Source organism: Rhodococcus sp. T2V, from assembly GCF_029269925.1.
Lineage (GTDB): Bacteria > Actinomycetota > Actinomycetes > Mycobacteriales > Mycobacteriaceae > Rhodococcus_F > Rhodococcus_F koreensis.
The window spans coordinates 47,474-60,927 of record NZ_JARJBD010000064.1; the positions used below are offsets into that span (position 1 = coordinate 47,474).

General features: G+C 60.9%; 10 protein-coding genes. 8 read left to right on the plus strand and 2 right to left on the minus strand.

The genetic code is table 11. The annotated features are described in order from the left end of the window. Positions 1–4 precede the first annotated feature (4 nt). On the plus strand, positions 5–1,126 hold the full coding sequence (locus P3H15_RS37010; protein WP_276141795.1) for an XdhC family protein: 1,122 nt from the start codon (positions 5–7) through the stop codon (positions 1,124–1,126). A 630-nt stretch (positions 1,127–1,756) separates the two neighbouring features. Here P3H15_RS37010 and P3H15_RS37015 read toward each other — a convergent pair. Both P3H15_RS37015 and P3H15_RS37020 read right to left on the minus strand, forming a co-directional pair. Continuing rightward, a complete protein-coding gene (locus P3H15_RS37015; RefSeq protein ID WP_276141796.1) occupies positions 1,757–3,190 on the minus strand; it encodes an IS1380 family transposase in 1,434 nt (477 codons plus the stop codon). An 826-nt stretch (positions 3,191–4,016) separates the two neighbouring features. Next, on the minus strand, positions 4,017–4,292 hold the full coding sequence (locus tag P3H15_RS37020; RefSeq protein WP_276141798.1) for a hypothetical protein: 276 nt from the start codon (positions 4,290–4,292) through the stop codon (positions 4,017–4,019). Between the two features lie 139 nt (positions 4,293–4,431). On the opposite strand from P3H15_RS37020, the gene P3H15_RS37025 reads away from it, so the two are divergent. The 7 genes from P3H15_RS37025 (at position 4,432) to P3H15_RS37055 (ending at position 12,842) form a co-directional block, all read left to right on the plus strand. Continuing rightward, positions 4,432–5,139 (plus strand): TetR/AcrR family transcriptional regulator, encoded by a 708-nt coding sequence (locus P3H15_RS37025; RefSeq protein WP_276141799.1) that lies wholly within the window; start codon positions 4,432–4,434, stop codon positions 5,137–5,139. A 1,547-nt stretch (positions 5,140–6,686) separates the two neighbouring features. Continuing rightward, positions 6,687–7,640: a thioredoxin-disulfide reductase gene (gene trxB / locus P3H15_RS37030; RefSeq protein WP_276141801.1), complete on the plus strand. Its 954-nt coding sequence runs from the start codon at positions 6,687–6,689 to the stop codon at positions 7,638–7,640. Between the two features lie 294 nt (positions 7,641–7,934). After that, positions 7,935–8,372, plus strand: coding sequence for a nuclear transport factor 2 family protein (locus P3H15_RS37035; RefSeq protein ID WP_276141802.1), 438 nt, complete (start codon positions 7,935–7,937; stop codon positions 8,370–8,372). Positions 8,373–8,540: 168 nt separating this feature from the next. Further along, positions 8,541–9,338, plus strand: a complete 798-nt coding sequence (locus tag P3H15_RS37040; protein ID WP_276141803.1) for an SDR family NAD(P)-dependent oxidoreductase — start codon at positions 8,541–8,543, stop codon at positions 9,336–9,338. Positions 9,339–9,413: 75 nt separating this feature from the next. Continuing rightward, a complete protein-coding gene (locus P3H15_RS37045) occupies positions 9,414–10,340 on the plus strand; it encodes a cyclase family protein (RefSeq protein WP_276141804.1) in 927 nt (308 codons plus the stop codon). A gap of 640 nt (positions 10,341–10,980) precedes the next feature. Further along, positions 10,981–11,553, plus strand: coding sequence for a hypothetical protein (locus tag P3H15_RS37050; protein WP_276141805.1), 573 nt, complete (start codon positions 10,981–10,983; stop codon positions 11,551–11,553). Positions 11,554–11,744: 191 nt separating this feature from the next. Next, the gene (locus tag P3H15_RS37055; RefSeq protein ID WP_276141806.1) at positions 11,745–12,842 is read left to right on the plus strand and encodes a hypothetical protein; all 1,098 of its coding nucleotides are present in this window, start codon (positions 11,745–11,747) and stop codon (positions 12,840–12,842) included. Positions 12,843–13,454 lie beyond the last annotated feature (612 nt).

Here is a 13,454-nt window from a genome sequence, read left to right on the forward strand (position 1 = left end):
CCACATGCGCGAGATACTCGATCAACTCGTGAACTGGAACCGCGAGCACATCACCTACGCGGTCGCCACCGTCGTCCAGACATTCGGCAGCGCCCCACTCGGCCCGGGCACCGCGATGGCCGTCTCCGAACATGGCACCGTGGTCGGCAGTATTTCCGGTGGGTGCATCGAAGCAGCCGTCGTGGACATCGCACACGACGTCATCACAGGCGGCAAGGCGTCCTACCAGCGATTCGGCGTATCCGACGACGACGCCTTCGCGACCGGACTGACATGCGGCGGCACCATCGAGGTCATCATCAGCCCCCACACACCCCTCCTTGCGCGGATGCTGGAGCAAGTGCACCACTCCGTGTCCACACAGACACCCGTAGCACTCGCTACCTCGCTCGACAGCCTCAACACGACATACATGTACCTCGACGGAGTGCTACGCGGATCCACCGGCGACGCCGACCTCGACCGTGCCATCGAGATCCGGATGGCCGGCATGCTGAGCGCTGGCTCCAGCACCATCATCGAATGCGGCGCCGGGGATCATTGCCGAGCACCCATCAGGCTCTTCGTGAACAGCTTCGCCCCGCCTCCACGCATGATCGTATTCGGAGCGATCGACTTTGCCCGCGCAGTCACCCAGGTGGGAAAGCTCATGGGTTATCACGTCACGCTCTGTGACGCACGACCGGTCTTCGCCACCAAAGCGCGGTTTCCGGAGGCGGACGACATAGTCGTCGACTGGCCACACCGGTATCTGCAAGCGCAGCAGCTTGACTCGAGGGCAGCATTATGCGTTCTGACACACGACGAGAAATTCGACATACCCCTGCTCGAGCGTGCCCTCCGACTCGATGTGGGCTACGTGGGTGCAATGGGATCGCGCCGGACCTGTCTGAACCGCGAGCGGGAACTTCGACTGCTCGGCCTCGGCGACATCGAACTCGACAGGCTGCACGCACCGATCGGACTCGACATCGGGGGCCGAACGCCGGCGGAGACCGCGATTTCCATCGCTGCAGAGATCGTCGCTGCGCGTGAAGGTCGAACGGGCAACCCGCTTCGCGGGGGCCAATCGCCAATTCATGCTCGAAATTGCGAAGCGCCGCATGCGACCGTGCACTCCGTATGACGGCTCGACCACCGCATGTCATCTCAATGACAGAAGCCCTCCCTCACGTGTACACCCTGAGGAGCGCCGAAAGCTTCATACACTCGAACGCAGACAACACTATCCAAATCCGCACACGCAGCGCCGGGAGGAAGTGTGTTTACACCCATGCGGCCAGTATGTCGCCAACACGGAATCCGCGCCGTCTGATTCCGTGGACTTTGAGACCTTCGCTAGGATTCGGCGAGGGGATCGCCGATTTTCTCTGCGGACTAGCGACGAAGCGTTTGCGTTCTCGGTCCAGTGGTCGACCCAGGTGAGGCCATTTTCCAATGCCCAACACCCGCTGAACACTGCTGTGGCCGATCAGTTGGGAGATGAGGAAACCTGTGCCCCACTTGGTTGGTTAAAGAGGATCCGGCTGAGGTGATTCAGTCGAAATCGGGTGACGCTGCTGTGAGGCGCGGATGGTGGTGGAGTCTTGTGGGTGCGAGGTTGTCTCAGCCCGGATGCACCGATTCGCTGGCCTGATCGCTGCGAGTTTCGTTGGGTGGCATGGGACGGTGTGCGGGCATGGTTGAGCGTCCGACCTCTCGTGTCGGGTTGTTCCACTGAGGCTTTTGCGTCGAGGGCGGGCAGGTATCGCGGGCGTTAGGCGAGGATCGGCTGTGTGCGACCGAAGGTGTTGTCGAACAGGTTGCGCCACGCTGTTTCCCACGGCCAGTTCTGCGGGAGGTGCAGCGTCAACCGTCTCGCCGAGGAGGCGACGCGGGCGGGGACCGAGACAATGGTGCGGCGGAGGGTGCCGGTGGTCGCCCTCGTCAGCTTCGGATCGCCGGTGAGGGTACCGGCGGCGCGGGTGAGGTTGAATGCCATCACCGCGCAGACCAGCCAGGCGGCGTTCGCGGTGAACCGGCCCGACGGGAGGTGCGCGAGTGCGGAGTTCTTCAGGTCCGCGTGCACCTGTTCGATGACGGCGTGCTGACGGTGGGTTTTGTCGGCGTCGACGGTGTCGAGGTCGTCGGGGTCGGTGGTGGTGAAGAAGGCGTGGAACCGCCAGACGTCGAACAACGTGCCCTGACCCTGGTCCTTGGGTGGTCGCAGGTCGGGGATACGCCGCACCACCAGCCGCCCGGGGATCTGGTGGGTTTTCTTCTGGGAGGCGAACGCGGTGAACGGGATCTCGGCGACCTCGGCACGCGAGATCCAGGTGTCGGTGTCCTCGTCGTAGACGGCGTCGGTGTACTCGATCGGCGTCCACGCGGACTCGTCGTCGCCGATGGAGGCGATCGCACGTTTGATGGTGGAGGTCAGGCGCACGGTCACCGAGACATCGGCGCCGGCGCGGAGCGCGGCCCCGATGGTGGGATAGCCGTAGAAAGCGGAGTCGCCGCGGACCAGGGGCTTCGACGCGCCGTGGCCGTCCGCCCCGCCGGCCTGGGAACGCAGCCGGTCGACGGTGGCCAGCGCATCGGAGACCATCCGTGCGGCCCCGCGTGCGGAGCCGCACGCTCCTCGGCGCAGGCGTTGGCCGACGATCACCGGCGCAGCGGTCTCGGTGGTGACGGTGGCGATGAGGGCGTTGAGTCCGCGCACGCCGGAGTAGCCGTAGCCGGAGCCTTGTTTGCCGTGGCCGTGGACCTCGATGATCGAATCGTCGATATCGACCAGGACTCGCCCGGTGTCGATGCCGGGGACCAGTGGGGTCTTCTCGGCGAGGTTGCCCAGGAACCGCGAGGCGACGGCGTCGAGTTGCCGGACGTGTCCGAAGCTGAACTGGCGAAGAAACGATCCCAGGGTCGACGGTGCATAGGGGCGGTCGAAGACGGTCCCCATCGCCCCGTGCCGCAACAGTGCCAGGTCGGCGATGCTGTCGGCGCCGGCGACCATCCCACCGATCAGGGACCCGATCTTGTAGCCGGCGTGGGCACCTTTGTCGGTCGGCACGCTCAGGTATTGATCGGCGAGGGTGAGCAGGCCGCTGGCCTGGGCCAATGCCATCACCGGGACAAGTCCCGCGGTCGACATCAGATTCGGGTCGTCGAACCTTGCCGCGGCGACGGGCCGGGTGTGAGATAGTTGCATCTGCGAGATGCCCTCCGGTGTGGTGTGAACTGATCCCTAGACAAGATCGATTCTTCCACTACGGCAGGGCATTTCGTCGTTACGACTCGCTCTCCACCCCAACCGATCGGTGTATCCGGGCTCAGACGAGGTGGACGTCCAGTTCGGTGGTTCCGGCGTGATCGATCGCGATTAGACTGCCTGAATTCCATCGCTCGATGGCGCAAATGGTTCTCGGAGATCACAGTGCATCTGCGATGCCCGCTCTCACCCGCGTAATCGGGAGAGATTCCAGCTGGCCCAGCGCACGGCCACGCTCGTCATCGGTCAAATTAGCTCGTCACCTCGCCCCGAATCCGTCACGCACTAGCATCGTATACAGCGATTCTTTTTTGACCGACACAATATGGGTTGCGAGCCGGTGGTCATCTACCGAAAGGGCGCCCTGTCGGCCCAGCCCAGTCTGTCGTCAGGGCAACGACGGTCTAGAGGCTCCATATCTTCGCTCGCTACGGTCGCTAGCCACCTTGCGTCGGCTCGTGCCACGGCGATATTCGTAAGGACTCGTTGGATTGCGCGGGGCGCGATCAGACTCGCGCACGCAATCACGGCATGAATGATGAGCATCGGCATTTTCGGAAAATCTCCTGGATCAATAGCGAGGACCGAGTTCCGTCAGACCATCTCGCCTGGACGGGCGAGCGATCTCACGACTATACTAACTATCATTAGTATGTGCCGTCCCGGCTGCCTGGGTCGGTTCGGACCACCCGGCGGTGTGAGGGGAACGCACACGCCGCCACTGAATTCGAAGGGTCGGCCCATGCGATTTGTCCTACGCGGTCAGTCAGATGAAAGAAACGGTGCGCAAGAACAGTCGCTCGCGGTCACCGACGGCATGCCGCACATCTCGACTGGTGAGCTCTTCCGCACCCACATTTCGGCCAACACCGCACTCGACAAGGATGCGTATCAGTACGTGAATATCGGTGAACGTGCGGACGCAGCCGGTGGAGTCGATGCAGTGAACCTGCGTGCGGATATGACGTTTGTGCCAATGCCGTCGCAAACTGAACAACGTCGGCCTGTCCGACCAGCACTGCCCGAAACGGTCCAACGTCATTCTTCGGACGGACGGACGGACGACGGACGGACGGACGGCGTGCTGTGTTGGTTGGTATGCACGATAGAGCTCGACGATTGTCGACTGAGTTCAGGTCGGTGTGCATGGAGGCGACCGTGGAGTTGAAAGAGGCAAAGCCATGAAGCGGCACGGGGCCGGACGGTCGGTGGCCGCTACGCCGGTCACGAAGGACGACGTTCGAGAGGCAGCGCTTTCGCTGTTCGCCGAGCGCGGATACCACGGAACTTCTTTGAAGGAGATCGCGCAGGAGTTGGGTATACGAACCCCAAGCCTCTACAACCACATGGAGTCGAAGGGTTCGCTGTTGAGCGAGATCGTTCTCCAGACGCTCCATTACGTTGTCCGCGATTTTGAGCGCGTGCTGGCAGAGAACAGCGATCCCATCGAGCGGCTGCGTGCCGCGACCGCGGCGTACGCCTACCGGCACGCGACGCACCGGCGCCAGGCGTTGATCGTCAATCAGGAGGCAATTCACTTGCATGATCCTGACCATGCTGTAGCACAGGATATTCGGCGTCGACACGAACGTGGGTTCCGTCAATTGATTGTCGATGGGCAGAACGAGGGAGTCTTTACTGTCGACTCGCCGAAGGTGGCGTCCTTTGCGATTCGTGAGATGTGTGTATCCGTCGCCCGGTGGTTCCGTGAGGATGGCCTATTGTCGGCGGCTGATATCGCCGACCGATACAGTAGGTTCGCGCTGGGCATCGTCGGAGCAGAAGGCGCTGCAGATTTTCGTCCAATACCGTTCATGCCTTCGTCGGAGGTGATGCTAGTGCCGGAGGGGGAGGGCGCTATGCCGGCCAAGGTGGCCAGGGCAACCTGAATTCTTTGTCAAAAGGAGCGCGGTATAGGGGTATAGGTATGTATGGCGTGGAGAACCCTGCGTAAGCAGCCGGACGTCCGTGAGCCCTGCGGCCGGATCCGCCCATGAAAAGGTCGGCACGAGTCACTTCGGTGACTCTCAAGTCGGCGTTGGGTCCGCTATGGTGGCCGATTCTGTAATGATGCGGTCGTAGGCGGAAGCGGAATGCAGCTCGGCCGACAGCAATGTCAGTTGGCGGCAGTGCGGGAAGGCTGCATGCTCCTCTTTCTGCCAGATGCCGGCGCAACCCGGGCGTCCCATGGCGCATCAGCCATGTAAAGTATCGGCGCGAATGAGCGCGGCACGGTCATCAGTGATTTGTGATTGTCGTCGTCCGTCGCTGAGGGATCCACACGGGTCCTCTTGTGAATCCTCTCGTCGAGTTCGTGCATGGACCGGCGGAGTCCTCCGACTACGGTGACGGCCGAACTCCTTGGCGGGATCGATCGATTTGCCCTGCTGAGGAACGGGCAGTCCGCCACGGCCCCGTTCGATCCGGCACCATCGCCTCAGCCGCCGCAGATTCTGCGTGGACCGCGATCTCGCAAGACTGACCGCACGAGGCCACGATTCGCCTCGTGCGATACGGAACTGATCTGCGGTCCGCACTCGTGCCGGCGCAGTCTTGGCATGATTTGTGGCGCAAATCGGTAGGACACGGACTTGGCAGCGACGGAAATGCGCCACAGTCAGGGGCCGTCGCCGCCGCGGACGCTACGAGGCGCCGCTCACGTTGGCTCGCCGAACCCTGGCGGTCTGCCGCAAACGTTGCTGCAGCAACGGGGTCAAGAGATCGGCAGATCGATACTGTTGGTAGTCGACGGCTAAAGCGCATTGAAGCCTGTCCGGAGCGAACCAACGCAGAGCCTCAGTTGCCGGCGGTAACGCTCTCCGCGACCTCAAGCCAGGTCGATCTGATGGGATCATGTTCCTCGAGCTGTTCATGTGGCGCAAATGGCCCCGCGCATCATCGCCCGCCCGCGGTCGCCTATGCATTGCACTATCCGACCGCCCTTACGCTGGACCTGGTGGCGATTTCATCGTTCTCCTCGTCCGACCGACCGACCGACCGACCGACCGACGGACGACGCCGTCCGTGCGAGAACCGCGGCTCACCGAGCTCGAGCCCTGACTCGCGATGGGCCACATTTCCTACCCTCACCTCTAGACTAACGAATAATCATTAGTCTAGAGTGGAATGCGAAGGATCGAAGTTGGATACACTCCGATCCTGAGGGACAAACTGGAGAAGAGCCACGCTCAAACGCCGATCCTGGGAGCTGTCACTCATCGACTTGGAGCGGATCGATGCCTTGAACGAAGGGGACAGAATTCATAGACGAGTTGCCCGCTCGATCTGAAGGTCGTTGAGCTGGTGACGATGGATTCGTAGTGCGCGAGACGGATCCCGGCTTCAACGCCAGAGGCGTTAGCGCACCATCCGAGCCCCGGCGAGGTCTGACCTCTGGGCATGAAGATTTCGAAACTTTGAACGGAGCGAGAGAATCGTGATTAATCACCGAAGTGTCATCATCATCGGGTCCGGTCCGGCCGGTTATACAGCAGGACTGTACGCGGCCCGCGCGGATCAGAAGCCGCTACTATTCGAGGGCAGTGAGTTCGGCGGCGCACTGATGAACACCACCGAGGTCGAGAACTTCCCCGGGGCGGCTGAAGGTGTCACCGGACCCGAACTGATGATGCAAATTCGCTCCCAGGCTGAGCGGTTCGGGGCTGAACTCGTCAGCGACCACGTTACCGAGGTCGACCTCACTGGTTCGATCAAGATCGTGCGCACCTCCACGGACGAGTGGACTGCTGATGCGGTAATCCTCGCGATGGGTTCGGCATACCGCAAGCTCGGGATTCCTCGCGAAGACGAACTCTCCGGAAATGGCGTGTCGTGGTGTGCGACTTGCGATGCGTATTTCTTCCGGGACAAGGATGTCGCGATCGTCGGCGGTGGTGACACCGCAATGGAGGAGGCCGACTTCTTGACTCGGTTCGCGACGTCGGTGACGGTGATTCACCGGCGTAGTTCCTTGCGAGCCAGCCAGATCATGATTGATCGGGCCAATGCCAACGAGAAGATCCAGTGGATATGGAACTCTGAGGTAACTGCGATTCAGGGCGATGATTCGGTCAACGGACTGCGGCTGCGGGACAGCACGACCGGTGCCGAGAGTGAGCTCCCGTTTGGGGGACTTTTCGTCGCGATCGGCCACGATCCGCGCAGTGATCTGGTCCGGGGACAGGTCGACCTTGACGATGACGGCTATGTCGTGACCTATGACGGTACTCGGACAAATCTGGATGGAGTCTTCGCGGCCGGCGACCTGGTCGACCGTACTTACCGACAGGCCATTACTGCGGCCGGATCGGGATGTGCCGCCGCATTGGATGCACAGCACTACCTGGCAGCTCGCAAAGACTCATCTACACCAGTAGCAGCCACCGTCTGACGGCGCCATACGCAAGTCGCGGCCAACATGGGCACTAGGCCTTCGTAATCGGCTCTCGAAAGGGAGCCTGGCCCGGCGAGCCGTGAGCCGGCGCTGTCGTCCCATGAACCCCCGCGGACGAGATCGTCGGTGCCACCTGTAATGGGTTGTTGGGTGTATGTGGTCGACCACATCGTATCGAAGTGTCCTACCTCAAGGTCATAGCGACGCGACGGACCGGAACGCCGTTTACGTCGGCATCGAAGGTGCAGCCCATCGTTCGTTTTGGAAAATGAGGACCAAGGAGAGTTGCGTGTGAACGAGTCGACTGCAATAACTGCTTTGACGCTGGAAGACCACCTTCAGATCCAGCAGCTGTACTCCCGCTTTGCGTTCGCGATCGACCTGCATGATGTGGACGCCTGGCTCGACTGCTTCACGGAGGACGGTGAACTCGGGCTGGCTGAAAGCGACACTGCGATTGACGCGCCAACGTCAGTAACGAGAGGACGTGCGGCTTTGCGTGAGCTCGCTCAGAGAATTACAGGCGGTGACACAGCCAGGGTCTGGCATGTGAATAGTAACCTCGTGATTGCCCCGACTGCAGTCGGGGCAATCGGGCAGTGCTATCTCACTCTCGTCACGTCAGTAGAAGATCGGAGCGAGATCACCATGGCTGGCTATTACAAGGATGAACTGGTCAAGGTTGATGACAAGTGGCTCTTTCGTCGCCGTCGCGTCCACACCCTCTAGCACACGATGGTCCCTTGAGCTTGCCCTTCCATCGGCTCAGGATGGGTCGATACCGTCTATTCGCCATGGCCTTTCGGTTTCGCAGCTCCACCCAGCATTCTGTCACAACAGTATCGGGCTGGGATCGCTGCACCTCTTAATAGCTACGCAAGTGAAAGGTGACAAACATTGACTTCCCTTGAAAGACTGAAAGATCGAGTTGCGATTGTCGTTGGAGCCGGTTCGAGTGGGTCGGGCATCGGCATTGGACAGGCCATCGCGCTGCTCTTCGCTCGCGAAGGTGCACGTATGGTCCTCGCTGACCTTCACGAAGATCGCGCTGCGGTTACGCAGCGAATGATTGCCGAGGCTGGTGGCGAGGCCATTGTTGTAGCCGGCGACATTTCCGATGAGAACACGTGTGAAACGATCGTCGCAGCAGCCCGAGATAATTATGGGACGGTCAGCACATTGGTCAACAATGCTGCGTACACTCCTCTCGCCGGTGTTGCCGATACAACAGCCGAGCTCTTTTCGAAAGTGTTGGCAGTAAACACTCTTGGCCCCTTCATGATGACTCGGGCCGCCCTCCCTGTAATGATCGCGGGCGGTGGTGGTTCGATTGTCAACATTGGTTCTGTGGCTTCGATCCGCGCCAACTCCGGCGGTCAGGCCGCCTACGCATCCTCCAAGGCTGCGCTATTGGGCCTCACAATCGATGTCGCCAATGAACATGGGCGCGATGGTGTCCGGGTGAACACCGTTTCGCCGGGCATGATTGATACTCCGGTACGCCGTCAGACGATGCAGGACGCAGGTTTTGACGTCGAGAGTTATCCGTTCGGCGAGCAAAGCGCGCTCGGCCACGCCGGGGATCCTTGGGATATTGCGAGGGCTGCCTTGTTCTTGGCCAGTGATGAGGCCCGCTTCATAACCGGAGTCCACCTGCCGGTTGATGGTGGTTGGACAACGCGGTCACCAGGCTAAGACCGCAGCTCACCGATCGTCATTGCCAGGACTCGTCGTTACGGGTGGATTGACGACCTTTCTTTAGGAGCATTTGTGTACTCACGACAGCATCCGCCGACTACCGACGATGTCCTCGGCTTCTTCACCAAATTGTCGAACTGGGGACGTTGGGGACTGGACGACCAACTCGGCACTCTAAACCTCATCACCCCGGAGGCGCGGTTGCGTGGAATCGCGGCCGCCAGGCATGGGATCAGTGTTTCATGCGCGTGGGATGTGGCGACCGCTACCGACTCAACCACGCGGGACACGGAAGTGCAGCACTTCCCTCCGGAGGAACACCGATGGGGAGGTGTCAATGAGAAGGTGCGCTACGACTGCCACGATGCTGCGTTCACGCACCTAGATGCGGTTTCGCATATCTTCTGGGACGGTAAGTTCTACAACGCCCGGGAGGTCGTCGACGTGGTCGACGCCGAAGGCGGGATCAAATTCGGTAGCGTCAATGTCGCTTCGGCCGGCCTGATGACACGTGGCGTTCTTCTCGATATTCCCAAGGCGCGAGGGGTCGACTGGCTGGAGCTCGGCGAACCAATCTTTCCGGAAGATCTTGCTGCTGCGGAGGAGCGCCAGAATGTCGTAGTTCAATCCGGCGATGCGGTTTTGCTGCGGACGGGCTACGACCGTATGCGCCGTGAGACGGATCGACGTATTTCGGGGATAGATGGCCAGCCGGGTTGGCACGCAGCCTGTCTGCCGTGGCTACGCGAACGCGACGTCGCCTATGTGGGCTGCGATACCGGGCAGGATACTCTGCCGTCTGGATACGACACGATACCTCTCCCGATTCACACCGTGGGGCAGTCGGCCATGGGTTTGTGGCTTATTGATCATTGCGATCTCTACGAGTGCGCGCAGACTGCGGAACGCCTTCAACAGTGGGACTTCCTACTGTCGGCCGCCCCAATTCGGTTTGAAGCCACTTCCGGCAGCGCGGTCAACCCCATCGCAACATTCTGAGGTGGCTTCGCGCATTTGCGCGCGGTGGGTGCTGCCGGGCGTAGGTTGGCGCTGATTCCGGTCGGCATCGCGAGAGCTGGTGGCGAGGTGGTCCGTACCGGTCCACAGTCGTCCACTCCAGGTCGAGGGCTCCGATGGCCGAATACGTGCCAGAGGACGTACACGAGGTGAGAGTCCACGCCGTCATGTTGGGGGCGTCTGTAACTACCGAGGAGCGACCGGTCGGGTTCGGGTACTTAGCGTATGTCACGAGCCAACCGCGAGCCGTGGCCTGAATGAGAGCATTCGCCTTGGTCAACCCCGTGGCCGAATGCCGGGCAGGGGTTGACAGGGCAAGGCGTCAACACCGCCGCGGTTACAGGGGCCTCCCGGAGCCGGCGGTGTCCAGTCCCTGAGTGCAAAATGGTTACAGAGGCGCCTTCCGGGCACAGAGTGCTGGCAGGAGGCCGCGTTCGCCGCTCCCGGCCGAATCTCTGGATGGGGCTGCTTATGGGTGTCATGCAGGGGCGCAGGGCGACTTTCGTGAACTTCGTCACTCTATGGACGAAGGATCTGGACGAGTGTAGCGTTGGTCAGAGGTCATTACTAATGATGGTTTGTTAGCCCGCGGGGGGCTTCCGCCATCGGAATGGAGAACAATATGAGCGTTGTGGACAGCCCAAGTCGTGACGTAGCAGTATCCGATTACCTCACGCTTATCGACCCGCGCGGCAAGGCCGCAGACGGTGATGGAGTCGCGGTGTCGGGCTTGCCGAGCCTGCAGGGGAAGAAGCTCGCAGTCGTCACGCAAGGGGGGTGGCGCTCGTGGACGTACTACCGAGAGCGGCTGGAGGCATACCTGGACGGTCCGGGCAAAGAGATCGAGCACCGGCGGTGGCAGGACGACCGCCCGTATCTCCCCGAGCGCTACGACGAGATTGCTAGCAGTGTTGACGCTGCGGTCATCGGACTTGGCAACTGCGGGTCTTGCACCAACAGCGTGGCCACCGCCGCCGCGGAGCTTGCAGCGAGGGGGCTGCCCGTTGTGGTCATCGTGACTGCAGGCTTCCAAACGCTGGCCGAGAAGACTCTGCAGTACAAGAAACAAGCTCATGTGCCGGTGATTTCACTCCCCGCAGCCTACGAAGTTATGACGGAAGACGAGATCATCAGTATCGCCGACGAGCGAGTTGCTGATGTGGAGGCCGCGCTCACGCAGCTCGCCTCGTCCTAGCAATATTCGCAACCTGCACTCCGCACGCGAGCGGAAACTTCGGGCACCGCCCGGTTTTCCTGCGCTTAATTATCCCCGTGAAGAGTACTGACCGGCACGCTGCGCGTTGATTCTCAAAGGCGTCCGGTGCAGTTCACACTCTTCGTACGTCAATTCTAAGGTTCCGGATGGGGCCGGGAGAGGTAGAACCCGTGACATCAGCTGTACTCCGACTTCCTAGCGACGCCACTGCCGAAAGTTTCTATGAATTCGCGGAGAAAGAGAATCTTGGGGACGGTTTCCCGCTAATTCCGCCGACGCCCGAGCGGGTTGAGGCGATGCTGAAAACTGTTGATCGTCCCTCGGATGAAGTGATCGGGGTCTTATCCCCGCGCGGGGGTGTGGCCACAGTGGAAGCGATTGCCGCCAACGCAGTTATGGCTGGTTGCCGGCCGGACTATTTCCCTGCCGTTCTGGCTGCGGTGGAGGCGGCTGCAGATCCGGTTTTCAGACTCGGTGATATGGCGGTGAATAGTAATCCCATCACTCCACTCCTGGTAGTCAACGGTCCCGCCCGCGATGCGCTCGGGATCAATTATCAGTTCCAGTGTTTCGGAATTGGTGGCCGCGCGAACGCCACAATCGGCAGGGCACTGCGATTAGTCATGATCAACATAGCGGGGTCAATCCCAAGCGTCGTCAGCAAGTCGGTGCACGGCTCACCGATGCGATACACGATGTGCATCGGCGAGTGGGATGAGCGAAACCCCTGGGGCCCACTTCATGTACAGCGAGGGTTCGATAGCCAAGAGAACTGTGTAACGGCTCTGAGTGCCAACTCGTTCCTTGAGATCGGCGATATCTGGAGTCAGACCGGCGAGTCGTATCTCAACTCTATCGCCACCAGTATGAGGACCACCGCCGGCTCATGGATCATTGTGGGTTGCTCCCCGATGACTGTGATCATTAACGGCAACTGGGCCGACATTATGTACAGGGACGGTTTCACGAACCTTGCGGATGTGCGGCAGTTTCTCTGGGAACGCAGCCAGGTCCCGCTGAGCGAGTTCTCGAAGGAAGTTCAGAAGGAACTGATCGAGGGCACGGTGAACTCCCCGCAGGGCAAGACCGATCAAAGCCACATCCTACCGGGCAACATGGTCCCAATGACTAACACTCCCGACAACTTCAACATCGTGGTCGCCGGCGGGTCCGCAGGTCTTCACGGCATTGTTTGTCACGGCTGGGCGTTCGAACGCCCAGCAACACGATCGTTCAAGCTCGCGCCGGGAACTGACGTAGCCAGCTGACACAGATAGCGGATGATCCGTTCATCCGGACGGGCAGTCGGCGAGGTTGCGGTCACCGTAACCTCGCCGACGCGTTCACGGAGGTGCCCGAGGTGGAGTCTCCGCACCCTGGATCAATGAGGCTAAAACGCCCGACGAAGCCGTTCAGTGGTGTTCGGCCTCGCCGGTGGGATCGTCGAGGCCGTGAGGATGACCGCGACAGGGCCGATGGGTCATAATGTCGGTTCTTCCACAGTGGATGGGTGAGTGCGCGGGGTGCACTACGACCCACCCGCTTGATGGGCGGGTGACTACCCCCTCACGTGACATCAATATCCCGATAGGCCAGGCGGACGAGTGGTCGACGCGGAAATGATTGTGGATCTGCGCTGGCGGTACCGGCATGGTTCCTATTGCACCGGCGGGCTGGCCGAACAGATGAATGTGCATCCGCGGCAAGGCTGCAAAACCGGATCTTCACCGCCGAACCTGACTTGCACAGGTCGGAGGGGATTGCCAGGGTCGACGTGGCGTCTGCGCTGGTAGAGGGCTTGCTGGTTCGGGATTTGGCACACTAACCCGAAGTTACGGCTTTGAAGACGGACGAACCCCCGGTTGAGCTGGGGGTTCGTT